Below are 26,140 nucleotides of genomic sequence, written 5' to 3' on the forward strand. Positions count from 1 at the left end.
AATCGTGTTGAATATTGCTGGGTCCAGCAACACTACAGTCTCTCAGGACATCGCGACAGTGCGAATCGGCCCCGCCTGAGCGAATTCACACCGATCCGACTATACGGCGGCTATCCGCACTGGGCGAGATACCGCTCGTACGCCTGGAAACCACCGGTGAGATTCACCGCGTCGTAGCCGCGGTCCGTCAGCAACTGCGTCACTTCCTCGCTCCAGCTTCCCTCGCTGCAATACACGATGACCGGCTTGTCCTTGGGAACGGTACGCAGCACACGGGCCAGCGGATCGAACGGGGCGTTGATCGCGCCGTCAATGCCGTGGGCCTCCACCTCATGCGGTTCACGCAGGTCCAATAGCGTAACCGTGGAGTAGTCCAATGCGGCGAACTCCTCAGGAGAAATCTGCCGTATCTCGTCCTCGTCGAACATGTCGTTTCCGATCATCGGTTTCGTTTCCCCCCTGCGATCACATTGGTTGATGGTTGAGTACGTGATGAATGATGAATGTGGCTGATGGCCAGTGGGCAATGAGCGTGTAGACGATTCGCCCCGGTAGATCGCACGGTCAGATCGCTCAGATCGCACAGGCCGGTTGCACATACCGGTCCGGATCGAGCGAGGTGATCGTCGGATGGTCGCCGCAGACCGGGCAGTCGGGCTCCCGTTCCGGCAACGGCACCGCGCGAATCCTCATGGTGAGCATGTCGACGGTCAACATCCGCCCGGTAAGCAGATCCCCCGTCCCTGTGATCATCTTCACCACCTCGACGGCCTGCAGACTGCCGATCACGCCCACGGCGGCTCCCAGAACGCCGGCCTCCTTGCAGGTCGGTACTTCACCGGCCGCCGGCATATCGCGGAAGATGCACCGATAGCACGGCCCCCGCCCGGGGACGTAGTCCATGACCTGCCCGGCGAATTGCACCACGCCGCCGTGCACGAACGGTTTCCCGGCGAGCACGCAGGCGTCGTTGATCAGAAACTTGGCGGCGAAGTTATCGGTGGCGTCCACCACCACGTCGTAGTCGGCGATCAGTTCGGCGGCGTTGCCGGCGTCGAACATGGTCCGATGCACGTTCACCGTCACATCCGGGTTCAGTCTGACGATGCTTTCTTTCGCGGATTCCGCCTTGGACGTGCCGACCCTGTCGGAGTCGTGGATGATCTGACGCTGCAGATTGCTGACGTCCACCACGTCGTCATCCACGATGCCGAGTGTGCCCACGCCGGCCGCCGCCAGATACAGGGCGACCGGGGATCCAAGACCGCCGGCTCCGACGATCAGCACCTTCGCCGCCAGCAGACGCTTCTGTCCACGCACACCCACGCCCTTGAGGATCAGATGCCGCGCGTACCGGTCGATCTGATCGTCGGAAAGCGTGATGCGCGGTTTCGCCGTGGTCGTCTGCTGCGTCTGCTGCGATTCCATGAAGTCGTTCTCCCTTGCGCCCATATGCTCAATCGTTCAACATCTTGAATTCACGGCTGGACGGAGTCCTCGGCCGACGGCACGGAAACGCAGCTGTCATCCCGCGCCGTTCAGGCCTTGGCGGCGAGCTGGACCGCGGTTCCCGATGCGGTGACCATGAGCATGTCGCCCTGGCCAAGCACCTCGTAATCGATGTCCACGCCCACCACGGCATGGGCGCCGAGCGCGGAGGCGCGCTGCTGCATTTCGGCGAGCGCCTCCTCGCGCGCGTTGACCAGCTCGTTCTCATAACCTTGGCTGCGGCCGCCGAACACGTTGCGCAGGCCAGCTCCGAGATCCTTGAGGATGTTCACACCGGAAATGACCTCGCCGAACACAATGCCGTAATAGCCGGTGATGGTGTAGCCCTCGACGGTGGGGGTGGTGGTGACGATCATGATATTCCCTTCGATCGGTGTTCCCTGATTCGGGAACCGTATTCCCACCTTACCGTGTTCGGCGCGCCGGCGTCTGCACGAGCAGGTAGGGTGATTGGTGTACGAACGGGAGCCGTAGGGCTGAGAGGAAGCTTCGCTTCGACCGTGGACTTGATGCGGGTCATGCCGCCGTAAGGAATCGTCATCGATTGCGCAACGCAGTGCATGATCATCACTCCGCATCATCCATGGTGGATTATGGAGTTGCTTTGCTATTCATTCCAACGATTCCGTATCCACGACGATAATCGAATATGGCATGACGGGTTCATGAACGGGCGCACCACGCAGGGTACGGCTTGGTTTCGTGCGCCCTTTTTTCATATACGCCGAGTTTGGAGGAACTCATGCAGGTCAATGGAGAACAGGTCACGCTGGATACGCCGGTCAGCGTCGCCGACTATCTGGAGTCGCACGGTTACCGTGCCGAACGAGTGGCCGTGGAGCTCGACGGTGCCATCGTGCCACGGGAGAAGCGTGCCGATGTCATGCTCACCGATCAGTCGGTCATGGAAATCGTTCAGTTCGTTCAGGGAGGCTGAGTTCGCGCGGTTCGTACACCGAACGTCGCGTTCAGCATCATTTCATTCCGTTATCAATCTCCGTCATCAATCAAGGAGCCAATCATGATCCCCAATCCCGTCACCGAGGAATCCGTAGCCGCCACTCCCCTGCCGCCGCAGCCCGCGGTCACGAATCCGGTGGGCACTGCAGCCCCCATGCCCGAAGTGGTCGACAAGCCGCTGAATCTTGGCGGCCATGAGTTCGAGTCCCGCTTCATTCTGGGATCCGGCCGGTATGATCTCAATCTGATCAAGGCCACGGTGGAGCATGCCGGCACGCAGATCGTCACGATGGCGCTTCGTCGTGCACAGACCACGGAAAACAGCGTGCTCGATTACATTCCCGAGGGCATCACCCTGCTGCCGAACACGTCGGGCGCCCGTAATGCGGAGGAGGCCGTGCGCATCGCCCGACTGGCCCGCGAGGTGTGCCACACGGATTTCGTGAAGGTGGAGATCGAGCATGAGACCAAGTATCTGCTGCCCGACAACGCCGAGACGATCCGCGCCACGGAGATGCTGGCGAAGGAGGGATTCGTGGTCATGCCGTACATGTTCCCTGATCCGATCGCAGCCCGTCAGCTGGAGGAGGCCGGTGCCGCCGCGGTGATGCCGCTTGGTTCGCTGATCGGTTCGAACATGGGTCTGCGTATGCGTGACTTCATTCGCATCATCATCGACAATGCGAACGTGCCGGTGATCATCGACGCGGGCATCGGACGTCCGAGCCAGGCCTGCGATGCGATGGAGATGGGTGCCGATGCCGTGATGGCCTATACCGCCGTGGCGAGCGCCGGCAACATTCCGCTCATGGCCCGCGCGTTCAAGGATGCGATCGCCGCCGGACGTGCCGCCTATCTGGCCGGTCTTGGCAAGGTGACCGAAGGACAGGCTGTGCCGTCCAGTCCCACCACGGGATATTTGCACTGATGCGCTGATGCACTGATAGTCGTTCTGTGCGGCTGTATCACCGATCGTTGTCGCAACGATCGCGATCATCATGTTTGCGATCGTTGCGATTCAGCATCTCACGCAGCTGCTTGATCGTCTCGCCATAGTCAACGGATGTCATGCGGGGGAACGAGCGGATCATACGTTTCTGCTGTGCGTTGAGCGCATTGGTAAGCGTGTCGTACAACCGGCTGATCCCCTGCACGCGCGTGACCAGTCCCGGCAGATCGGGAAGGTTGTCGGCAAGATCACGCATCCGGTCCGCGGCGGCTCCCTTGTACGACTGCAGTCGTCCCGCGGCGGCGTCACTGTATCGTTGCAACGCCTCGATCGGGTCGAGCGCATAATCGCCCAGTCGTTCGCGGATGATGTCGCGGCTGTGTTCCAGTATCTGGGAGAATTCGGCCAGACGCCGGGCGAAGCCGCTGAGGCCGATCACGGTGATCAGGAAGTCCACGAGGATCGTCACCATCAGCACCGCGATGATCGTATGGAATAGCGGCAGCGGGATCATCGCGGTCCATTGTTCCACCCACGGCTGGGCCACATCCACGATCAGTACGCCGAATACGCCGAATATGATCGCGCCGATCAGGCAGATACGTCCGTTGATATTGAATCTGAAGTGCGAGTAGTCCCACCATCGTGCATGGAACGCCTTCTCCATCACCCATGACGTCACGTATTCGAGTACCGATGCGCCCACCGCACCCAGCAGGAACATGGTCACCAACGACATCGGCGTGTCCTTGAGCGGGGTGAGTACCACGATGGCGACCACCGCGCCGGTCCCATAGATCGGGCAGAGCGGTCCGTTGAGGAATCCGCGGTTCACGAACCGCCGTTCCTGCACGGAGACGAGTATCGTCTCGTACACCCAACCGAGGAAGCTATAGCACACCGCCCAGAAGAACAGACACTCCAGATACAGGATGATGCCAGCCGTTCCCGCGTTCGCAGTCACGATCTGATTCACCGAGTCCCCTCCTGCGACTCGGCCTCCCCCCGCGAATCTTGTTCATGAGAAACGGATGCGGAACGAACGGATGCGGGATCGACGCCGGCGGTCAGGGCCAGACGTTCCGGCACCGGGGCAAGCTGCGGTCTGGAGAATCTTGCCAGGGAGAACGTCTCACGGGTGGCGCTGATCTTGTCCGCCATGGTGACCAGATAGCCCTCGATGTACTTGGGCGGTATCGGCGTGAGCGGAAACATGTGGCGCAGGATGGAGTTCCGTTCCACCTCGTTGAGTTCAAAATCCTGCAACGCGTTCATCAGCGCGCGACGCGGATGGGTGAATCCATGGAGCTTGTGCGATCCATCCCCGTCGTAATGCCAGTCGTACAGGAAGTAGTCGTGCAGCAGCGCGGCACGGACCAGCGAGCGCAGATCCACATGCCGCCACAGATGCAGGCGGTCGGCGAAGTACACGGCAAGACAAGCCACACGAACCGAATGCTCGAACGTGGTTACGGCTCCATGCTGATAGCAGTGCTTTTCGATGCTCATCCGCTCGTTTTCCAGTACATCCCGTCCGTATTCATGCACGATTTGCCGGATTCTCTGACTCGTCAGCACAATAGCCCCTTTTTCGGATTCGAATGTCGACGGTATTGGTCGGCTCCTGATCGATTATTGGTCATTTTGATTGTAAATGACCAATATCACCGGGGTATTCGTTCGTGCGGATGATTCTGAAGACGAGGCGGATGATTCATACGATTCGGATATGATTCCGCCCCGGTCTCCTGCTCTGGAAATAGCCAGGAGAACGGGGCGGAATCACCACGCCACAGTGTTCATTTGGGAGCGCTACGGCATCATGCCGCTTCGCAGGCGGCCACGAGCTGCTCGAGCGTCTGGCTGCCGAACAGGATGTCGCCGCCGTTGATGGTGGTGGCGGGCACGCTCATGATCCTGCGTTCCTTGCGCAGTTCAGGGAAGAGCCCCAGATCGATCATCTCGGCGGTCACGTTCGGGTTCATGGCGGCGATGTGCTGACATGCGGCCACCACGTCTGGGCAGAAGTGGCAGGTGAGGGAGACGCCGATCTCGATGTGCGTCTCCGGCAGTGCCTTGATGCGTTCGGCGAGTTCGGGGTCCACGCTCTGGCCCGGGCCGGCGATGTTATAGACGGCGAGAACGAGCGAATTGACCTCATGACCGGTGGGGATACCGCTGAACTTCACGCCCGTGTATTCGCCATTGTGGTCGAGCAGCACGAAGACCGGGTAACGCACGATGGCGGTCTTGTCGATCAGCGTCTTGCCTTCGTCGGAGTCGGCCGCCACGCTGCGGTAGTGCAGGTGGTCGTGCATGGATGCGAATTCCTTGGCAAAGCTGGCGAGTTCGATGCTCGGCTGACCGCCGTCATCCACCTGCAGCAGGGTCACGTCCTCGGTCAGACGGTTGAAGATGCCGGCCAGCTGCTGCTTCATTTCGGCGCTGAACCATACGCCCTTGTGCTGCGGCACGGACGGGGAGTCGGAGAGCGTGCTGGTCTGTCCCACGGTTGCGGACTTTGCGGACTTGGTCTTGGATTCGGATGCGGTCTTGGCCTCGTCGGCCTTCTTGGCAACCGTCTTGGGTACCACGGGTATGCCGAGACGCTTCTTCTCGGCGGTCACGTACTCTTCGGCACCGGTGGCCGCGATCGCGCCGTCGGATGCGGCGGTCACGATCTGGCGCAACGGCTTGGAGACCACGTCGCCGGCCGCGTACACGCCGGGGATGTTGGTGCCCTGCCACGAATCGACGGTGATGTAGCCGCGGTCGTCCTTGGCGAGCACGTCAAGGCCGGCGGTTTCGGGCTTGGTGCCCACGTAGATGAACATGCCGAACACGTTGTCGCCGTCCTCGACATGGTAGTGGGTCTTCTCACCGGTCTTGTTGTTCACGAACGTGGCGTCGGTCAGATAGTCGTCGCCGTCGAGGGATTCGACCTCGGTGTTGTACAGCACCTCGACCTTGGGGTTGTCGAGCGCGCGGGCCGCGGTGAGTGGCGGGCAGGAGAACTGCGATCCACGCACGAGCACGGTCACCTTGCGTGCGTAGCGGGTGAGGTAGTCGGCTTCCTCGGCGGCCGCATAGCCGCCGCCGACCACGAACACCTGCAGTCCGCTGAACAGCTCGCCGTCACAGGTGGAGCAATAGGCCACTCCCCTGCCGCGCAGCTTCTGTTCTCCGGGGATGCCGAGCTGACGGGGCTGGGCACCGGATGCGATGATCACGGCGCGGGCATGATAGTCGCGGTTCTTGCCGTGCAGCACCTTCACCTCGCCGTCGAGCTCGTACGCGGTCACATCGTCATGGGCGATTTCCACGCCGAAGCCCTCGGCCTGCTGCTTCATCAGGTTCATCAGGGCGGTGCCCTCGATCTCCTTGATCGCCGGATAGTTGACGACCACGGAAGTGGTGGTGACCTGACCGCCGACCTGATCCTTTTCAATGATCAGCGTGTCCATGGTCGCTCGTCCCGCGTAGATGCCCGCGGTGAGTCCGGCGGGACCACTGCCGACGATGATGACGTCGTAAATGTGTTCGTTGCTCATGATTTGATTGCTGCCTTACTGCTGAAAAAGGCGCTCGAATATGATTCGGGCGCCTTAAAAACGTATTGTCACAACCACTGATGGTGGTAATTGCTGACGTTTGTGCTATCGACGATGATCGACGATTGATGTTCGATGATTATCGACGATCAGATCTTGCCGACGAGGTCGAGGCTCGGAGCGATGGTGTCCTCACCCGGGTGCCAGTTGGCCGGGCACACCTTGTCGCCGTGCTCACGGACGAACTTGGCGGCCTCGAGCGTGCGCAGGATCTCCTCGGCGTTGCGGCCGATGCCGTTGTCGTTGATGGTGTAGGACTTGATCTTGCCTTCGGGGTCGATGATGAACACGCCGCGGAAGGCCAGACCGGTCTCCTCGTCGAGCACGCCGAAGAAGCGGGCGAGCTTGCCGGCCGGGTCGGCGAGCATCGGGTACTTCACCTTGGCGATGGTGTCGGTGGCCTCGGCCCAGGCCTTGTGCACGAACTCGGTGTCCTCGGAAACGGAGTAGACCTCGGCGTCGGCTGCCTTGAAGTCGGTGTAGTGATCAGCCAGATCACCAAGTTCGGTGGGGCACACGAACGTGAAATCGGCCGGGTAGAAGAAGATGACGGACCAGTGGCCCAGCAGGTTCTGCTTGGACACGGTTTCGATTTCGCCGTCGTGGTAGGCGTTGACGGTGAAATCTTCGAGCTCGACGTTGATGAAGTTGCTCATGCACATTCCTTTCCGAAAAGGTCGCGATCGGTACGACCATTGTGCTTTCCCGCCCAGTCTATCCGACCATGATTCACGTTCGTCGGAGAAACGCGGCGGGCGGAATGATCATGAGCAACATCACATTTGGGCCCGATGAATCCTAGCGCAGCACTTCGCTCGGGGACTTGTAGGCGGAGCCGTCCGACTTGGAGTCGGCGAACAGCTTGAGCGGTTCCACGGTGGCCTTGGCGTCCACGATCTGCTCACGCACGCGACCGTAGGCGGTGCCGCCCTTGCCGTTACGCGAATCGACGGAACCACGGCTGGAGAGCACTTCGCGCACCTGCGGCGCCTTGTCGGCGGGCAGGAAGTCGGCGAACACACCGATGAAGTCATCGTCCGTGAGATCCCACAGCTCCTGGCCACGACCTTCGGCGATCTTGACGCAGGCACCGGAAAGCTCGTGGGCGTGACGGAACGGCACACCGTTCTTCACCAGCCATTCGGCGATGTCGGTGGCGAGCGCGAAACCGGTGGGGGCCTCGGCCTCGAGACGGTCGGCGTCGAAACGCATGGTGGCGACCATGCCGGTGAAGGCGGGCAGCAGCACCTCGAGTGTGTCGACCTGATCGAACACGGCTTCCTTGTCCTCCTGCAGGTCGCGGGCGTATGCGGTGGGCAGGCCCTTGAGCGTGGCGAGCAGACCGGTCAGGTCGCCGATCAGACGACCGGACTTGCCACGGGCGAGCTCGGCGATATCCGGGTTCTTCTTCTGCGGCATGATCGAGGAGCCGGTGGAGTAGGCGTCGTCGAGCTTGACAAAGGCGAACTCCTGCGTGTTCCAGATGATGATCTCCTCACTCAGACGGGAGATGTCCACACCGGTCATGGCGGCGATGAACGCGAATTCGGCCACGAGGTCGCGCGACGCGGTGCCGTCGATGGAGTTGTCGGTCACGCGGGAGAAGCCGAGCTCACGGGCCACGGCCTCCGGGTCGAGACCGAGCGTGTTGCCGGCGAGCGCTCCGGAGCCGTATGGGCTGGCGTTGATGCGCTTGTCCCAGTCGATAAGGCGCTGGATGTCGCGGATCAGCGGCCATGCGTGGGCCATGAGCTGGTGGGCGAGCAGCACGGGCTGGGCGTGCTGCATGTGGGTGCGGCCGGGCATCACGGTGTGGCCGGCGGCCTCGGACTGCTTGATCAGCGCGTTGACGAGCTTGATGAGCTCACCGGCGATCACGCGGGAGTGGCGGCGCAGCCACATGCGGATCAGGCAGGCGATCTGGTCGTTGCGGGAGCGACCGGCGCGCAGCTTGCCGCCGAGTTCGTCACCGGCGATGTCGATCAGTCCGCGTTCGAGGGCGGTAGCCTCGTCCTCGTCGTCCTCGATCGGCGTGAATTCACCGGAGTCGACGCGACGCTGCAGTTCGTCGAGCGCATCCTCCATGCGCTTGAGCTCGTCGTCGGTCAGCAGTCCGGCGCGACCCAGTGCGCGGGCGTGGGCGCGGGATCCGGCGATGTCATCGTCGGCCAGACGCCAGTCGAACTGGGTGGACTTGCTCAGACGAGCCAGTTCGGGCGAGGGACCGGAGGTGAATCGGCCGCCCCACAGGGCGAGGTGTTCGGACTGCTCAGCCATGCATGTTCTCCTTACGTTGATTCTTTGTGAGCCTCGTGAACCGTATGATCCGTGATGGGATCATCAAGGGTTTCATACGTTTTTGACCGTCTGCCAGCCTATCAGCGCGCGGCTACATCATGCAGCGACGCCACGATTGCGCATCGTGATATACGGATACGCAGCAAGGAACGATGAATAGAGCTGTTTGGTACTACTCTGCCACATGCGATGGCAGAGTATGCAGATACCACATCAATCTGCGAACTGTGCCACAAATCGCTGTCACACAGCGCATAATCCTTGTTTTCGCCTGTTCTCTGCCACACAATGATGGCAGAGAACGACAGCTATCGCCTCCAGTGAATTTCCTGCCATCATCCGCCGAGTATGTGATGCGACAACCGGCCCAGATTCCCATGTTGAAGGATGAAATACCGGTCTGGCAAGGCGAAAACCGTGGCAAAGAACAGACAAATAACCGATTTGATTGATTCTCTGCCAAAGACCGTGGCAGAGAACGTCATAGTGTGGGTATCACGTATTCCCTGCCACGAAAGTCATGACTTTCGAGACTTCGACTCAACAATCACGATCCCAACGACGACTCATGCGACTTTCACGGACCGAAAGAAGCGACCCCAACAACAAAGATCCCCCTCGCTTTGCGAAGGAGATCTCATAAGGATGACAGGATTCAGCCGAAGCCGCAACCGGATCACTCCACGGCGTTGTCCGGGACTTCGATGCCGTTGCCGAACTTGACGTCGCGGGCGGCGGCCACACGGCTCGGCAGACCGTAGATGTCGATGAAGCCGTTGGAGGACTTCGAGTCGAAGCTGTCGCCGGAGTCGTAGGTGGCGAGGTTGTAGTCGTACAGCGAGCTGTCGGAACGACGACCGGTCACCACGGCACGACCGCCGTGCAGCACCATGCGGATCTCGCCGGACACGTACTTCTGCGTGTCTTCGATGAACGCGTTGAGGGACTGGGTGGCAGGGCTGAACCACTGTGCGTCGTAGACCAGTTCGCCCCAGCGCTTGTCGATGTCGCGCTTGATGCGGTGCTGCTCACGCTCGAGGCAGCAGTTCTCCAGCTCCTGATGGGCGGTGATGAGGGCCACGGCACCCGGGGCCTCGTACAGCTCACGGGACTTGATGCCGACAAGACGGTCCTCGATGAGGTCGATACGACCGATGCCCTGGGCACCGGCGCGACGGTTCATCTCCTCGATGGCCTGCAGCGGGGTGACGTCACGGCCATCGATCTTGACCGGGATGCCCTGCTTGAACTCGATGACGACCTCATCCTCGACCGGCGGGAAGGCCGGATCATCGGTGTAGGAGTAGCAGTCCTTGGTCGGACCGTTCCACGGATCCTCGAGGAAGCCGGTCTCGATGGCACGGCCCCACACGTTCTGGTCGATGGAGTACGGGCTCTTCTCGGTCTGCACGATCGGCAGCTTGTGCTCCTTGGCGAACGCGATCTCCACGTCGCGGGTGAGGGCCAGATCACGGATCGGGCTGATGGCCTTGAGCGTCGGGTCGATGGAGGCGATGGACACCTCGAAACGCACCTGATCGTTGCCCTTGCCGGTGCAGCCGTGGGAGATGGTGTCGGCACCGAACTGGTGGGCGGCGCGCACCAGGTGCTTGGAGATCAGCGGGCGGGAGATGGCGGAGACCAGCGGGTACACGCCTTCGTACATGGCGTTGGCCTTGAGGGCCTTCATGCAGTATTCCTCGGCGAACTCGTTGCGCGCGTCCACCACGTAGGCTTCGACGGCGCCGCATGCAAGGGCGCGCTGCTTGATGGTCTCGAGGCTTTCGCCGCCCTGACCGACGTCGAGGGAGACGGCCACGACATCCTTGCCGGTGCGCTCCTTGAGGTACGAGATAGCCACGGAGGTGTCAAGACCTCCGGAATACGCCAGGACAAGACGCTTGTTGTCTGCCATTGGTTGCCTTTCTTATGATTACATCCTTATGCATCAATTATATGCAATGGTCTGTATATTTATGCACTCCGGTGAGTCGCACGGTCAGCGACCGCCGTCATTCGGATCCCGATCGCCTTTGTCGCGAGTCTGGGAGGCCAATGACAGCAACCATTCGGAACGCCCTACGGCCATGTCATCATCGGTGCAGATTATTAATACCGTATCATCCCCGGCAATGGTGCCGAGAATACCGTCAATGGGGTGCTTGTCGATCACGCTCGCCACATACTGTGCGGCACCCGACGGGGTGTGCACCACCACGAGATTGCGCGCCACGGCCACCGACGTGACCAGTCCGGACAGTACCCGGGACAGCTGCTGCTCGATCTTCGCCCCAAGCTCGGCATGGGAGGAATGATCCTCGGCATGATGTGAACTCGGACCACCGATGGCGTAGGCCATGGCTCCCCCGGCCACGCGAACCTTGACGGCGTTCATCTCGTCAAGGTCACGGCTCAGCGTGGCCTGGGTGACCGCAATGCCCTGGGCGGCGAGAATGCCGGACAGCTGCGACTGCGAAGTGACGGTGTGTGAGCGCAACGCCTGTTCGATGGCGCTCAGGCGTGCGGCCCGCGTGGTCGGACGCTGCAGCGACGGCGTGTCGTCGTCGGTCATGCGACCCATATCAGGCGAGCTCGCCAAGCAGGGAGGGATCCTCACGCTGCCACGCGATCAGCCAGGTGAGCAGCGCCTTCTGCGCGTGCAGACGGTTCTCGGCCTCGTCCCATACCACCGACTGCGGGCCGTCGATCACCGAGGAGGTGACCTCCTTGCCGCGGTAGGCGGGCAGGCAGTGCTGGAAGAGCGCATCGGGCTTGGCGTACGACATGAGCTCGTCGTTGACCTGGTAATTCCAGAACGGCTTGGAACGGATGGCGTATTCGGCCTCCTCGCCCATGGAGACCCACGTGTCGGTGAACACGCAGTCGGCGTCGGCCACGGCCTCCTTCGGATCGGTGGTGACGAGCACCGAACCGCCGTTGGCTTCGGCGATGCGCTTGGCGTCGGCCACGATCTGCGGATCCGGCAGGTATCCCTGCGGCCCGGAGACACGCACGTTCATGCCGGCGGTGGCACCACCAAGCAGGTAGGAATTGGCCATGTTGTTGGCCGCGTCACCCACGTAGGCGATGGTCTGTCCGGCGAGCGCGTCAACACCGCCGCGATGCATGGCGATGGTCTGCAGGTCGGCGAGCACCTGGCAGGGGTGGAACTGGTCGGTCAGCGCGTTGACGACCGGGCAGGTGGCGTACTTGGCCATCTCCTCCACACGATCCTGTCCGAAGGTACGCCAGACGATGCCGTATGCCATACGGGTGAGCACACGTGCGGTGTCGGCCACCGGCTCGCCTCGGCCGAGCTGCGAAGAGGACTTGTCGATCACGAGCGGATAGCCGCCGAGTTCGGCCACGCCGATCGAGAAGCTGGAGCGGGTTCGGGTGCTGGGCTTGTCGAAGATCACGGCAACGGCCTGCGGACCTTCGAACGGGCGAGCGTAGAAACGGTTGAGACGGAACTTCTCCGCCAGCTTGAGGATCTGCTTCTGCTCCTCATGGTTCACATCGTCGTCGCGCAGCATGTGCCGCAGTTCGTGGGCCATTGCGTTCTCCTTAGTTTGATTGTTCTGGACAGTGGACGGTGATAACAGAAATAACGATGTCTGCCGGATCCGTCCGTGGTTCCGGCAGACATGACGGTGATGGAAATGGGGTTCGTTCGATCAGTCGTTGGGCAGATCGGTCGGGACCTTGGCCAGAACGCTCAGGCACTCGTCCACGTCCTGCTCGCTGACGATCAGCGGCGGCGCAAACCGCAGGGCGTTCGGTGCGACGGCATTGACGATCAGACTGTGTTCCAGCGCCCATCCGGCCACTGCGTGGGCGCACGGGTGGCTCAGCTGCACGGCGTCCAGCAGGCCACGGCCACGCACCTCGCCGTACAGCGGGTTGTCGAGCGCCGCGAGTCCATCGCGTAGCTGCTTGCCGCGTGCCTCGGCGTTGGCGAGCAGGTCGTCGTCCTCAATGGTCTTGAGCGTGGCGAGAGCGGCGGCTGCACCAAGCGGATTGCCGGCGAAGGTGGAACCGTGCGAGCCCGGGGTGAACAGGGAGGAGAGTTTCTCTCCGAAGGCGATCAGGCCGCCCATCGGGAAACCGCCGGCGACGCCCTTGGCGAAGGTGATCGCGTCCGGGATGACGCCGCCACTCAGGTCCTCGCGCTGGAAGGCGAACCATTCACCGGTGCGGCCGATACCGGTCTGCACCTCGTCGATGATCAGCAGAGCGTTGTTCCTGTCGCACAGTTCGCGCGCGGCCTTCACGTAGTCGGCACCCAGCGGCACGACACCTGCCTCGCCCTGGATGAGCTCCATGATCACGGCGGCGACCGGTCCCTTGCCGTAGCGGCCCAGGCCGGTTTCGTTGAAGGCTCGCTGCAACGACTCCACGTTGCCGGCCTCCACGAATTCGACGGCAGGAACCAGCGGCTCGAACGGCTTGCGGATCACGGGTTTCCACGTGGCGCTCAGCGCACCGAGCGTACGACCGTGGAATCCGTGGGTCATGGCGAGAATACGGGCCGGCTTGCCGCCGATGTCGGGCAGCGCGCCGTGCAGGGTGCGGCCGTAGAGCTTGGCGAGCTTGATCGCGGCCTCGTTCCCCTCGGCTCCGGAGTTGCCGAAGTACACGTGCGATCCTTCCGGCGCCCCGGCGAGCTCGATCAGCTTAGATGCCAGTTCGATCTGCGGTTCGGTGGCGAAGTAGTTGCTGGTGTGTCCCACCTTGGCGGCCTGCTCGGCAATGGCCTTCACCCATGCGGGGTGCGCATATCCGAGGGCGTTCACGGCGATGCCACCGAGGAAGTCCAGATATTCGTTGCCGTCGACGTCCCAGATTCGGGTGCCCTGACCATGATCCATCACGCGCAGAGGCGTGCCGAATACGTTCATGTGCACGTTCTTGTAGGAGTCCAGCCACTTGGCGTCGTTGGCACCCAGCGTTTCCTTGTCAGACATAGTTGTAAGAGCTCCTCATTTCGATGCCATCCGCGGGGATCACCATTGTGCCGATACCCTGCGTGGTGAAAATCTCGTTCAGAATGGAGTGCGGCTTACGACCGTCGATGATGTGGGCCTCTTCCACACCACTGTCGAGCGCTCGCACGCATGCTTCCATTTTCGGCCGCATGCCGGACTCGAGTTCGGGCAGCATGTCGCGCAGATTCTCCACGCCGATGCGACCGATCAGGGAGTCCTTGTCGGGCCAGTCGGCGTATAGACCGTCGACGTCGGTGAGAATGACCAGCTTACGGGCACCCAGCGCGCCGGCCAGTGCGGCCGCGGCGGAGTCGGCGTTCACGTTGAGCACTTCGGTGGGATCGTCCTCGTTCGGAGCGACGGATGACACCACGGGGATGCGTCCTGCGGCGATCAGGTCCTCCACCGCGGAGGCGTCCACGCTCACCACATCGCCCACAAGGCCGATGTCGGTGGGCTTGCCGTCGATGATCGGCTTGCGCTGCATGGCGGAGAACAGTCCGCCGTCCTCGCCCGACAGGCCGACCGCCATCGGTCCGTGCGAGTTGATCAGACCCACCAGTTCCCTGGACACCTTGCCGGTGAGCACCATGCGCACCACGTCCATCGCCTCGGGCGTGGTGACGCGCAGACCGCCTTTGAACTCGGACTTGATGCCCAATGCCTTGAGCATGTTCGAGATCTGCGGGCCGCCGCCGTGCACCACCACCGGGTGAAGTCCCACCTGGCGGAGGAACACCATGTCCTCGGCGAAGTTCTGCTTGAGCTTCTCGTCCACCATGGCGTTGCCGCCGTACTTGATGACGATGCGCTGGCCGTAGAACTCCTCAAGCCACGGCAACGCCTCGATCAGCACCTCGGCCTTCTGGTCGGCGCGCAGATCGGTGTGCACATCGAAATGGAATCCGGGTCCAACCACCGTTTTCGTCTCTGCCTTAACCACAGTTCAGTCCTAGTTCAGTCCTTGTTCGTTCAGTTCGTTATCGTGTCGTGTCCAATGCCGTTGCGGGGTATGCCGATCCGCTGATCGTCACGACTCGTAATCGGCGTTGATGTGCACGTATTCGTGCGTCAGGTCGTCGGTCCACACGGTGGCCTGGCTGTCACCCTCGCCCAAGTCGATGTCGAAATGCACCTCGCGCGGGGTCATGTCGACCTCGGAGCGCGGACGTCCGGGCTTGCCACCGTCGCACACGCGCACGCCGTTGACGTCGACGGTCACATTGTTCGGGTCGTACGGAGCCACGTCGGCGGGCACGGTGCCGAGAGAGGAGACCACGCGTCCCCAGTTCGGGTCGTTGCCGCACACCGCGCACTTGAGCAGGTTGGATGCGGCCACGGCACGGGCGCAGGCCAGCGCGGCGTCCTCGCTGGTGGCACCGGTCACGGTCACGCGGATGTCATGGGATGCGCCTTCACCGTCGCCGATGATCTGACGGGACAGCGATGCGCAGGCCTTGGCGACCATGGCGTCGAATTCATCCTCGTCCGGCTCCACGCCCGAAGCGCCGGATGCCAGCAGCAGCACGGTGTCGTTGGTCGACATGCAGCCATCCACGTCGATGCGGTTGAACGACGTCTCCACACCGGCCGACAGCGCCTTGCGCGCCTGCTCGGCGGTCACCTTGGCGTCGGTGGTGATCACGCACAGCATGGTGGCCAGCTGCGGGGCGATCATGCCCGATCCCTTGACCATGCCGCCGATGCGGTAGCCGGCACCTTCCAGAGCGACCGTCTTCTTCTTGGTGTCGGTGGTCAGAATGGCCTCGGCGGCCAGTTCGCCGGCTTCGGCGGACTCGGACAGCGCGTTGTGCGCCAGTTCAACGCCGGACAACACGTTGTCAAGAGGAAGGAGATCGCCGATCATGCCGGTGGAGCACACCGCGATGTCGGTGTCGGCCACTCCCAGCAGCGAGGCGAGCTCGGCGGCGGTGTCCGCCGACTGGCGGTATCCGGCCTCACCCGTACAGGCATTGGCGCAACCGGAGTTGAGCACCACGGCCTTGATATGGCCATCGGCCACGACCTTGCGCGACCACTGCACGGGTGCCGCGCAGAAACGGTTGGCGGTGAACACGCCGGCCGCCACGTCAAGCGGGCCGTCGTTGACTACGACGGCCATATCCTTCTTGCCTTCCACGGCCGAGATGCCGGCCGCCACTCCACTTGCGGAGAATCCCTTTGCGAACGTCACACTCACGGTGCTACTCCAATCGTCGTCAGTCCAGTGCTTTCGTCAAGTCCAAGCGCGATGTTCAGCGACTGCACCGCCTGACCGGCGGTTCCTCTGTTGAGGTTGTCGATGGCGCTGAACGCCAGCAGTCGTCCCGCCTTGCGGTCCACCGCCACCTGAATGTGCGCGGCGTTCGATCCGATGATGTTGCCGGTCGCCGGCAGGACGCCTTCGGGCAGCAGGATCATGAAATGCTCGTCCGCGTAGGCCTTCTCCCATACGGAACGGATTTCGGCATCGCTCATGGCAGCCGCCTTCGCGGTCAGCGGGGCGGAGACGGTGGACAGGATTCCACGCGCCATGGGTGCCAGAATCGGCGTGAATCCGAGCTTGAAGCGTCCGGCCTGATCAGCGGACAGACCCGCGGCATGGGCGAAGTTCTGCAGGATCTCGGGAATGTGGCGATGCGTGCCGCCCACACCGTACGGGACCGCGGATCCCAGAGCCTCGGCGGCCAGCAGGTTGGTGCGCTTGAGGTTCTTGCCGGCACCGGAGTATCCGACCACCAGATCGGCCACCAGACCATCGGGCTCGACCAGGCCCTCCACGATGCCGGGCTGCATGGCCAGCGTGGTGCCGGTCACGTTGCATCCGGGGCCGGCGATGCGCGTGACGCCCTTAAGGTTGTCGCGCTGACGCAAATAGGAGCCGTCGGCAGCCTTACCGCGGATCAGCTCGGGCATGCCGTACGCCCAGTGTTCGTAGAAATCCCCGCCATAGTAGTCATCCCAGGCGGACTGCTCTTCGAGACGATGATCGGCGCCAAGATCGACCACCACGCTGTTGGGGTCAAGCTGGGCGGCCAGCGCGCCGGACGCGCCGTGCGGCAACGCCAGAATGATCACATCGTGACCATTGAGCACTTCGGGAGTGGTGTCCTCTACGGTCAGATCGGCCAGTTGCGGAATATGCGGCATATGCTTGCCGAGCTTGTCCCCCACCGAGGAATGGCCGGCCACGCAGGTGACCCGCATGTTCGGATGCGCCGCGAGAATGCGCAACGCCTCCCCTCCTGCATATCCAGTGGCTCCCGCCACCGCGACCGTGTATTGAGCCATGTCATACCCTCTTTGACTTGCGTTGTTTTGCAATAGCGCCGATTATACACACTATGCAGACCAATGCATAATTATGCATTTCACATAGCAGGCATATTCACACTCCATATGCACCGTGCACTTATATGTACCACCGGGATTGTTACACCGAGGTTCCGCCGTCCGTGCCGCCAGTGCCGCCGGTCGAATCCAGACCGTACATCTGCAAAACAAGCTGCGTGGGGTCCATGCCCGTCACCATCAGATACAGGTCCAACGCTGTCACAAGAAGTCCCATGATCACGGCGGCGACAGCCAATCCACGACCCTTCATGTGGAATCGTCCGGTACGCCAGATGGAGAACGCGCCGAGAATCACCGGCATCACTGGGATGCTGATCAACGCGCTGACGAAGGCGACGATGGCAGCCGAATCCCATCTGCCATACAGAGGATTCTGATTCGGATCATTCATATCGATGCCGTTCCAGTAGTCCGGCACATACCCGTTTCCCCGACCACCGTTCGGATACTGCGGATACTGGCGATATGGGGACTGTGGCTGGCCTACGCCACGCCAATCGGAATCCGGCGACTGCGGGGAACCCGGCCAACTGGAATATCCATTGCCAGCCCCGGGATTTCCGTCGGCTCCGTTCATCATGTCATCAGGCGACTTGCCGGACTGGTCCTCCGAACCGTCGGATTTGTCAGGCTCCGGCGCACCATACACGTAAGGATTCCAACCCGGATATCGACTGGCCATCTGACCGTACTCGGGCTGGGCATACTGGCCGTACTCGGGCTGATCGACACGCCCGGAGCCATCGGACTGACTCGTATTGTGATCGGTATTCTGCGGGTTTGAATTCATGTCTTCCTTACCTAGCAGCGGATTTGCATTGTTTCCTGAACATCCACTGTACGACCATACAAAAAGGCCCCCAGCAAATTCAGCCGGGGGCCTTAGCGAGCGATCAGGCGCGCAGCTGGGCGCCCAGAGCCTCGGCCTTGTCCACGATCGCCTGTCGGATCGCCTCGCTATCGGAGGAATCCAGCGTCTTGGACGGGGAACGGAAGGTGACGGCGAACGCCAGCGACTTGGAATCCTTGCCCACCTGTTCGCCGGTGAAGACGTCGAACAGTTCGATGGACTCGAGGTTCTCGCCAGCCGCCTCGCGGATCACGTCCTCAAGCTCACGGGCGGTTACCGAGGTAGGCACGGTGAACGCCAGATCCTGATGGACCGGCGGGAACGTGGCGATCGGCTTGGCCTGCACCGGCTTGTCGTCGAGCGCGGGCAACAGCGCCGTGAGGTTGAGCTCCATGGCGGCGGAGTGCTCCGGGAAGCCCAGTGCCTCGTTGACGTGCGGATGGAACTCGCCCACCTCGCCCACCTTGGTGCCGTCGGGCAGGGTCACTTCGGCGTAGCGGCCGGGATGCCACGATGCCGGCACCTGATCGGCAGCGGGCTGGCGGAGACGCAGATCGGCACCCAGACGTTCGGAGATGCGGGTGACGACCTCGACCGCGTCGGACCAGTCCACATCGCGGGACTCACCCAGCCAGCCGGCGTCAACCGCCTTGCCGGTGAGGATGGCGGCCGTGTGCAGCGGCTGATCGGGCAGACCGGCGTCAAGCGCCGCAAGCTGCTCGTCGGTCGGCTTCACGCCGCCCGGAAGCGCCGGAATGGCCGGAGCGTCCGGATTCCACAGGAACACATGACCGGTCTCGAACAGGCTGACGTTCTGCAGACCACGACGGATGTTGCGCTGCACGGTCATGGCGAGCGTCAGCAACAGCGAACGGCGCAGGAACGGACGGTCGCCGGCGAGCGGATTGGTGATCTCCACGCTGATCGGCTTGATGGCCTTGTCGTCAAGGGCGAAGGCCTTGTAGTCGGCATCGCCGACGAACGGATAGCTCAGCGTCTCCACCAGACCGTACTGGGCGAGCGTGTTGGAGACCCAGCGCTGACGCTGCTGCTCCAGGGTCAGTCCCGTACGACCGGAGGCCGGGACCGGAGGCACACGCACCGGAATCTCGTCATAGCCGACGAGTCGAGCCACTTCCTCGACCAGATCGCACGGCTCGGTCAGATCCGGACGCCAGGTCGGAGGCTGCACGGAGAACTCGCCGTTGCCGCCACCGCCCACGTGGCAGCCGATGTCAGTGAGGATATCGGAGATCGTGTTGGTGTCGAGTTCCAGACCGGAGACTCGCGCCACCTCGCTCACCTTGAAGCGGATGTCGTGCGGACGCGTGGTGGCATTGTAGTCCACCGGGGTCCTGGAGCCTTCGCCGGAACCGTAGCGGGTGAGCAGTTCGACGGCCATCTCCACTGCCGCAGGCTGCAGCTGGGTGTCCACGCCGCGTTCGAAACGACGGGACGCCTCGGACGGGGTCTTGTGACGACGCGCGGAACGGGCGATCGACACCTGATCGAAGTGCGCGGCCTCGACGAAGATGTCGGTGGTCTCGCTGGTGATCTCACCGTACAGACCGCCCATCACACCGGCCAGGCCCAGAATGCGGGAGGCGTGCTCACCATTCGGGGAATCGGTGATCAGCAGGTCTTCGGGGCTCAGGTCATGCTCCTTCTTGTCGAGCGTGGTGAGCTTCTCTCCCTCACTGGCGCGACGCACCACGATCGGGCCTTCGATCTTGTTCAGATCGTAGGCGTGCAGCGGCTGGCCAAGATCGAGCATCACGTAGTTGGTCACGTCCACGGCCAGGGAGATCGAACGCATGCCTGCGCGAATCAGACGACGGCGCATCCAATTGGGGGTGGGGGCGTTCGGGTTGAAGTCACGCACGATGCGGCCATAGTAGCGGTCGCAGCCGGGCACGCCGTGAATCGGATTGTTGTCCTCGACCAGCACCTCCATATCCTTCACCGGGGCGGCACCGTCGACGGGCTTGGCCTCGTGCGGGGCCTTCTCGTTCAGCTCGATCACCGGATCGGTGAACACGGCCTTGGTGGAGTGGTGGTATTCGCGGGCCACACCACGGTAGGAGAACGCGTAGCCACGGTCCGGAGTGATGTTGATCTCCAGCACGGGATTGTTCAGGTGCAGCAGCTCCATGGCGTCGTCACCGGGCTGCAGCGCGTCATACTCCTGCTTGGAGAAGCCGTATTCGCGCAGCAGGATGATGCCGTCATGGCTGTCACCAAGTCCAAGCTCGCGTTCGGACGCGCACATGCCGTTGGAGATGTGACCGTAGGTCTTGCGCGGCTCGATTTTGAAATCGCCGGGCAGCACGGCACCGGGCAGCGTGACGACCACCTTTTCGCCGGCGGCCATGTTCGGTGCGCCGCAGATGATGCCACGGGGCACCTTGTTGCCGTTCTCGTCAGTCTCGTTGAATTCGTCACCGACGTCCACATGGCACCAGTTGATGGTCTTGCCGTTCTTCTGCGGTTCGGGGGTGGCGTCCACCACGTAGCCGACCACGATCGGGCCGGTCACCTGGGACTGGTGGATCTCCTCTTCCTCGAGGCCGACGCGCACCAGATCCTTGGCGAGCTGCTCGTAGGTGAGGTCTTCGGGAATCTCGACATGGTCCTTGAGCCAGTCGATATCGATCATCGGCATGTGAAATCACTCCCCCATCGCGAACTGTTCGGAGAAACGCACGTCGCCTTCCACGAGGTCGTGCATATCGTTGATGTCATGACGCAGCAGCAGCGTGCGCTCGATGCCCACGCCGAACGCGAAGCCCGAGTACACGGTCGGGTCAAGACCGGCGGACTTGAGCACGTTCGGGTTCACCATGCCGCAGCCACCCCATTCGATCCAGCCGGGGCCGCCCTTCTTGTCGGGGAACCACAGATCCAGCTCGGCACTCGGCTCGGTGAACGGGAAGTAGCTCGGGCGCAGGCGGCTCTTGGCCTCCGGGCCGAACATGGCCACGGCCAGCTTGTCGAGCACGCCCTTGAGATCCGCCATGGTCAGGTGCTTGTCCACGGCAAGCGCCTCGCACTGGTGGAAGACCGGGGTGTGGGTGGCATCCAGCTCGTCGGTGCGGAACACACGACCGGTGCAGGCGATGTACAGCGGCACACCGCGAGTGATGAGGGCACGGACCTGATCGGAGGATGTCTGCGTGCGCATCACCATGTTGGAGCCCACGAATCCGGCGGCGTCCTTGGCCTGGTTGCCCTTGATGTAGAAGGTGTCCTGCATCTGACGGGCAGGGTGGTCGGGACCGAAGTTCAGAGCGTCGAAGTCGTACCATTCGGTCTCCACCTCGGGACCGTCGGCGACCTGCCATCCCATGGAGATGAAGAAGTCCTGCACGTCCTCCATGAGCTTGGGCAGCGGGTGACGCGCGCCGAGCGGATGACGGCGCACAGGCTGGGTCATGTCCACGGATTCGGCGGCGAGCTTGGCCTTCTCCTCGGCGGCCTTGACCTCCTGCTCCTTGGTTCCGAAGGCACGACCGAAGTCGGCGCGCAGCTTGCCCATCAGCTTGCCTGCGTCCTTCTTCTGGTCCTTCGGCAGGGCTCCGATTGCCTTGCTGGCCTTGGTCATCGCCGAATCGGCTCCGGCGTACTGGGTCTTGATCGCCTTGAGTTCCTCCAGGGTGGAGGCGTTCTTGATCTTCTCGATGCCTTCGGCGACGGCTTCCGTCACCGCTTGGGCATCAAAGGTTGCAACATCTGCCACAGGGACACCTTTCCGTTGGCAAAATTACGCTTACACAACAACTGTCCCATACGATTTTGCCCGCATGGGACGCCAAATTCACATTGTTCTCATATGACTAGACATAGCCAGCGAGTACAGCAGCACCGCGGCGCTGGTCGCCAGATTCAATGATTCCGCCTTGCCATATATAGGGATGGAGACGATGCCGTCGCAGTCCTCGAGGATGGCCTCGTCGAGTCCTCGCGCTTCGTTTCCGAACAAAATCGAACGTACACTGTGCGATTCCGTCTGGCCCTTTGCCAACAGCCGCGGCAACGGCACGGGGGTCAGCGATTCGGTGCCACGTACATCAGCGGCCAGCACTTCGCCATCATGCTTCCGGTTCCACGTCAGCAGGTCCGCGACCGAGGCACGAAGCACGGGGATATGGAACAACGACCCGGCGGTGGAACGGATCACCTTGGGACTCAACGGGTCCACGCAGTCGTCGACGAACACCACGGCCGATGCGCCGGCGGCGTCGGCGGTGCGGATCACCGTTCCGGCGTTGCCGGGGTCGCGCACCTGCCAGAAGGCCGCGATGGTCAGCGGCGCGTCCGCGTCATGCTGCAATCTGCCGGGATCCATGTCAACCAGTCGGCCGATCATGCCCTCGGATGACGCCACGGCGGCAATGCCCTGTGCGTCGCCGCTGATCGCGGCCATCACGCGTTCGGTCACATAGTGCACATAGATGCGACTGCGATCGCCGGATTCGTCGGAGAACACGGTCGAGGCGATCTCCGCGGCGCGCGCGCTGGCGGTGTTGCCGTCCTCGTCGATTTCGATATAGAGGTCCTGCACGATCTCCGGACGCAGTTCGACGGCCTCCCGCACGGCCTGAGGCGCTTCGATCAGAAAGCGGCCGGACTTGCGCCGCGCCTTGGTTTTGGCAAGATCGGCCACGCGTCGAATACGTTCGGCGTTTGGATTATCCAGAATTCCCTTGGTCAATGGCATAGCCCTCACTGTAGCCCATCCATACCCCCGACCATTCAGCGGATATTCAGTTTTCTCCCGGTGAACACGACTGACATTGCCGGATCGCTTCGAGGCATCCGCCAGTGCCCATTCCGACTGCGCAGGCACGCTAGGAACCGTAATCGCGGACGAACGGTTTCCGCGACCCTATCCATGACCCGAGGAAAATCGATATGTTCATTGTCAAGAACGCCTGGCGATCAGTAGTGCGCAACAAAGGGCGCAACATCCTTATCGTGGCAATCGTGGCGATCATCGCGGCCGCCGCGACGATCGGCCTGTCCATCCGCGACGCGGCCCAGACCGCACGTGACGAGGGACTTGCGAACACCGAGGTGACGGCCACGATCAGCCTCGACCGTGACAAGCTCATCAGCGAGGCACGACAGAACGCCTCATCAGGCTCCGACGATTCATCTGATTCCAGCGGCGGGCAACCGGACTTCGACGCCATGCGTTCGGCGCTCGACCAGAGCTCGCTCACCCTCGCCGACTATCAGAAGTACGCCAAGGCGTCCAGCGTGAACGTCACCACCTACTATTCGGAGGAGACCGGTGTAAGCGCCACCGACGACTTCCAGCCGGTGGAGACGTCCACGTCCTCGAATGCCTCGGATTCGTCATCCGGCACGTCGTCCGATACCTCAACGAACACCGATGGCAACCAGCCCGGAGGACCCGACGGACAGCAGGGCGGACCGGGCGGTTCCATGACGCAGGGCGATTTCACCCTCACCGGTTTTTCGTCGGACAAGGCCATCGCCAACGCCCGCAACGGCTCGTTCACCATGGTGGACGGAGAGGTGTTCGGATACGACTCCTCCAGCGACGGTCAGGCAATCATCTCCCAGTCCCTTGCGGAATTCAATAATCTGAACGTGGGCGATACCATCACCGTGGCCGATCCGTCGGACTCGTCGAAGACGTACACGCTGACCATCGTGGGCATCTACAAGAACTCGTCAAGCGAGAACACCACGGCCGCCGGGCCGATGGGCGGCACCAGCCAGGACGCGGCCAACGCCATCTACACCTCCGTCTCCACGCTCAAGTCGCTCGGACTTGACTCCGACACCACGTCCTCGTCCGACTCATCCAACGCCACCCAGCTCAATTTCACCTACGTGCTCGGCAGCAAGGACGATTACGAAACCTTCAGCAACGACGTGAAGAACGCCGGCCTCGACGACACGTACACCGTCTCCTCCGCGGACGTGGAACAGTACGAGTCCAGCCTCGTTCCGCTGGACAACCTCGCGAAGTTCGCGCTCACACTGCTCGTCATCGTGCTCGTTGTGGGCGCGGTGGTGCTCATCGTGATCAACCTGTTCAACATCCGCGAGCGCAAGTACGAGGTGGGCGTGCTCACCGCCATCGGCGTGAAGAAAGCCAAGGTGGCGGCACAGTTCGCGATCGAGCTGCTCATCGTCACCATGATCGGCATCGCACTGGGTGTGGCCGGCGGAGCCGCGGCATCGGTGCCCGTGTCGAACGAGCTGCTTGCCCAGCAGGTGTCCTCGCAGCAGTCCGAAGCGCAGAGCCAGCAGGAGCAGTTCGGCCGCAGCGCCGACATGGGAGGACCGGGAGGACAGTCCGCCGGATCGAATGATTCCGGCGCATCCGGCACCGATTCGTCAGACAATGACTCCGCCAACGGAACCGCCGCCAACGCGCCCGGACGCCCCGGTGGCCTGACGCGCGCCACGAACTACATCACCACGGTGAACGCCACGGTGAACTTCGCGGTGGTGGCGCAGATGATCCTCATCGGACTGGCGCTCACACTGTTCTCCGCTCTGGTCGGCATCATCTCCGTGATCCGGTACGAGCCACTGCAGATCCTCGCCGATCGATCCTGACGGCATCGCACAACCACAATCATTCATGAAGCCATGAATATGAACACGAATAAAGGAATCATCATGACGGAACCTGCAATCACCGAGACCACAGCCACTGCGGAACAGACGGAACAGGACATAACCGTGACGGATCGCGCAACCGATCACGCAACGGATCGCAGCGACTCCCCCGTCCTCATGCTCGACAACGTGTCCTACTCCTACACCAAAGGCGGCAAGAAGGTCATCCGCAACCTGAGCCGATCGTTCGAAGCGGGCAAGGTGGTTGCGATCACCGGACCGTCCGGAGCCGGCAAGACCACTGTGCTCTCACTGCTGTCCGGACTCACCTCCCCTACCGAGGGACGCATTCTGTACCGCGGCAAGGATCTGGCGAAGGCCGACCGATACCGCTACCGCAGCCATGACATCGGCGTGATCTTCCAGAGCTTCAACCTGCTGCCGTCGCTCAGTGTGGAGGAGAACATCATCCTGTCCATGGACGCCAGCGGCAAGCAGTTCACCCAGCCCAAGCACGACATCGCGATCGGGCTGCTCGCCAAGGTGCGACTGGCCGAAGAGTATGCAAAGGAACGCATCCTGCATCTGTCCGGCGGAGAACAGCAGCGAGTGGCCATCGCCCGTGCGCTGAGCTACGACCCCGACGTGATCATCGCCGACGAGCCCACCGGCAATCTCGATCTGGGAACGCAGGACGACATCATGGCCATCTTCCGGGAGCTGGCCCACACGGAGGGCAAATGCGTGATCATCGTGACACACAGCCCCGATGTGGCGAGCCAGTCGGATGAGGTGTTCCAGCTTGCCGCACTGCGCCGACAGCGGTGACGTCACCGGACCCCACCGCCTTGGCCCCGCGACCACTATTCGGTCGCGGGGCCAAGCACGTTCATGAACAGTTCACCCAACGTCCAGATTGTCTGAGTCGCTCCGATAGATTATCCGGCTATGCTTTCCGCAGACGCAGTGATGGAAGTAGGAAACAGCAGTAGGAAACAAGCGACGACAGGGTTGACAAGGG

At 62.2% G+C, this 26,140-nt stretch carries 23 protein-coding genes and 1 riboswitch; of the genes, 4 read left to right on the forward strand and 19 right to left on the reverse strand.

Annotated elements, in window-relative coordinates:
* Nucleotides 1–110 precede the first annotated feature (110 nt).
* From BTIS_RS03145 to BTIS_RS03155, 3 genes are all read right to left on the reverse strand, one after another.
* Nucleotides 111–443: a rhodanese-like domain-containing protein gene (locus BTIS_RS03145; protein ID WP_094662575.1), complete on the reverse strand. Its 333-nt coding sequence runs from the start codon at nt 441–443 to the stop codon at nt 111–113.
* A 130-nt stretch (nt 444–573) separates the two neighbouring features.
* The gene (locus tag BTIS_RS03150) at nt 574–1,383 is read right to left on the reverse strand and encodes a molybdopterin-synthase adenylyltransferase MoeB (protein WP_094663062.1); all 810 of its coding nucleotides are present in this window, start codon (nt 1,381–1,383) and stop codon (nt 574–576) included.
* A 155-nt stretch (nt 1,384–1,538) separates the two neighbouring features.
* The gene (locus BTIS_RS03155) at nt 1,539–1,868 is read right to left on the reverse strand and encodes a putative heavy metal-binding protein (RefSeq protein WP_094663064.1); all 330 of its coding nucleotides are present in this window, start codon (nt 1,866–1,868) and stop codon (nt 1,539–1,541) included.
* A 92-nt stretch (nt 1,869–1,960) separates the two neighbouring features.
* A riboswitch (TPP riboswitch) is annotated at nt 1,961–2,060 on the forward strand.
* Between the two features lie 191 nt (nt 2,061–2,251).
* Between BTIS_RS03155 and thiS the strand changes: the two genes are divergently transcribed.
* Together thiS and BTIS_RS03165 are read left to right on the forward strand one after the other, a co-directional pair.
* Nucleotides 2,252–2,446, forward strand: a complete 195-nt coding sequence (thiS, locus tag BTIS_RS03160; RefSeq protein WP_094662577.1) for a sulfur carrier protein ThiS — start codon at nt 2,252–2,254, stop codon at nt 2,444–2,446.
* Between the two features lie 84 nt (nt 2,447–2,530).
* A complete protein-coding gene (locus BTIS_RS03165; protein WP_375137726.1) occupies nt 2,531–3,397 on the forward strand; it encodes a thiazole synthase in 867 nt (288 codons plus the stop codon).
* 37 nt (nt 3,398–3,434) lie between these two features.
* On the opposite strand, the gene BTIS_RS03170 is transcribed toward BTIS_RS03165, so the two are convergent.
* From BTIS_RS03170 to BTIS_RS03245, 16 genes are all read right to left on the reverse strand, one after another.
* The gene (locus BTIS_RS03170) at nt 3,435–4,394 is read right to left on the reverse strand and encodes a putative ABC transporter permease (RefSeq protein WP_420807005.1); all 960 of its coding nucleotides are present in this window, start codon (nt 4,392–4,394) and stop codon (nt 3,435–3,437) included.
* Entirely contained in the window at nt 4,391–4,996 is a 606-nt protein-coding gene (locus BTIS_RS03175) for an HD domain-containing protein (RefSeq protein WP_094662581.1), read from the reverse strand. Before BTIS_RS03175 ends, BTIS_RS03170 begins: the two co-directional genes overlap by 4 nt.
* Nucleotides 4,997–5,238: 242 nt before the next feature.
* On the reverse strand, nt 5,239–6,969 hold the full coding sequence (locus tag BTIS_RS03180; protein WP_094662583.1) for an FAD-dependent oxidoreductase: 1,731 nt from the start codon (nt 6,967–6,969) through the stop codon (nt 5,239–5,241).
* 149 nt (nt 6,970–7,118) lie between these two features.
* The gene (gene ahpC, locus BTIS_RS03185; RefSeq protein ID WP_094662585.1) at nt 7,119–7,685 is read right to left on the reverse strand and encodes an alkyl hydroperoxide reductase subunit C; all 567 of its coding nucleotides are present in this window, start codon (nt 7,683–7,685) and stop codon (nt 7,119–7,121) included.
* 142 nt (nt 7,686–7,827) lie between these two features.
* Nucleotides 7,828–9,306: an argininosuccinate lyase gene (gene argH, locus BTIS_RS03190; RefSeq protein ID WP_094662587.1), complete on the reverse strand. Its 1,479-nt coding sequence runs from the start codon at nt 9,304–9,306 to the stop codon at nt 7,828–7,830.
* 697 nt (nt 9,307–10,003) lie between these two features.
* Nucleotides 10,004–11,242, reverse strand: coding sequence for an argininosuccinate synthase (locus tag BTIS_RS03195; protein ID WP_094662589.1), 1,239 nt, complete (start codon nt 11,240–11,242; stop codon nt 10,004–10,006).
* 84 nt (nt 11,243–11,326) lie between these two features.
* Entirely contained in the window at nt 11,327–11,899 is a 573-nt protein-coding gene (locus BTIS_RS03200; protein WP_094663068.1) for an arginine repressor, read from the reverse strand.
* Nucleotides 11,900–11,909: 10 nt separating this feature from the next.
* Nucleotides 11,910–12,884 carry an ornithine carbamoyltransferase gene (gene argF, locus BTIS_RS03205; protein ID WP_094662591.1) on the reverse strand — a complete coding sequence of 325 codons (975 nt, stop codon included), beginning with the start codon at nt 12,882–12,884 and terminating at the stop codon, nt 11,910–11,912.
* A gap of 120 nt (nt 12,885–13,004) precedes the next feature.
* Nucleotides 13,005–14,294 (reverse strand): acetylornithine transaminase, encoded by a 1,290-nt coding sequence (locus BTIS_RS03210; RefSeq protein WP_094662593.1) that lies wholly within the window; start codon nt 14,292–14,294, stop codon nt 13,005–13,007.
* Entirely contained in the window at nt 14,287–15,207 is a 921-nt protein-coding gene (gene argB, locus BTIS_RS03215) for an acetylglutamate kinase (RefSeq protein WP_476565253.1), read from the reverse strand. Before argB ends, BTIS_RS03210 begins: the two co-directional genes overlap by 8 nt.
* 138 nt (nt 15,208–15,345) lie before the next feature.
* Nucleotides 15,346–16,515, reverse strand: coding sequence for a bifunctional glutamate N-acetyltransferase/amino-acid acetyltransferase ArgJ (argJ, locus tag BTIS_RS03220; protein ID WP_094662597.1), 1,170 nt, complete (start codon nt 16,513–16,515; stop codon nt 15,346–15,348).
* Nucleotides 16,512–17,606, reverse strand: coding sequence for an N-acetyl-gamma-glutamyl-phosphate reductase (gene argC, locus BTIS_RS03225; protein ID WP_094662599.1), 1,095 nt, complete (start codon nt 17,604–17,606; stop codon nt 16,512–16,514). The genes argJ and argC overlap by 4 nt, the downstream gene beginning before the upstream one ends.
* A gap of 142 nt (nt 17,607–17,748) precedes the next feature.
* Nucleotides 17,749–18,459 carry a DUF4190 domain-containing protein gene (locus tag BTIS_RS03230; RefSeq protein WP_094662601.1) on the reverse strand — a complete coding sequence of 237 codons (711 nt, stop codon included), beginning with the start codon at nt 18,457–18,459 and terminating at the stop codon, nt 17,749–17,751.
* 103 nt (nt 18,460–18,562) lie between these two features.
* On the reverse strand, nt 18,563–21,181 hold the full coding sequence (gene pheT, locus BTIS_RS03235) for a phenylalanine--tRNA ligase subunit beta (RefSeq protein WP_094662603.1): 2,619 nt from the start codon (nt 21,179–21,181) through the stop codon (nt 18,563–18,565).
* Between the two features lie 6 nt (nt 21,182–21,187).
* Nucleotides 21,188–22,255: a phenylalanine--tRNA ligase subunit alpha gene (gene pheS / locus BTIS_RS03240; protein WP_094662605.1), complete on the reverse strand. Its 1,068-nt coding sequence runs from the start codon at nt 22,253–22,255 to the stop codon at nt 21,188–21,190.
* A 78-nt stretch (nt 22,256–22,333) separates the two neighbouring features.
* Nucleotides 22,334–23,236, reverse strand: a complete 903-nt coding sequence (locus BTIS_RS03245; protein WP_094662607.1) for a TrmH family RNA methyltransferase — start codon at nt 23,234–23,236, stop codon at nt 22,334–22,336.
* 194 nt (nt 23,237–23,430) lie between these two features.
* Here BTIS_RS03245 and BTIS_RS03250 point away from each other — a divergent pair, with 194 nt between their 5' ends.
* The gene (locus BTIS_RS03250; RefSeq protein ID WP_094662609.1) at nt 23,431–25,116 is read left to right on the forward strand and encodes an FtsX-like permease family protein; all 1,686 of its coding nucleotides are present in this window, start codon (nt 23,431–23,433) and stop codon (nt 25,114–25,116) included.
* 180 nt (nt 25,117–25,296) lie between these two features.
* Complete coding sequence (locus BTIS_RS03255) at nt 25,297–25,947, forward strand: ABC transporter ATP-binding protein (RefSeq protein ID WP_245819289.1); 651 nt, start codon at nt 25,297–25,299, stop codon at nt 25,945–25,947.
* Nucleotides 25,948–26,140: the final 193 nt, after the last annotated feature.

This window comes from Bifidobacterium tissieri, assembly GCF_002259645.1.
GTDB lineage: Bacteria > Actinomycetota > Actinomycetes > Actinomycetales > Bifidobacteriaceae > Galliscardovia > Galliscardovia tissieri.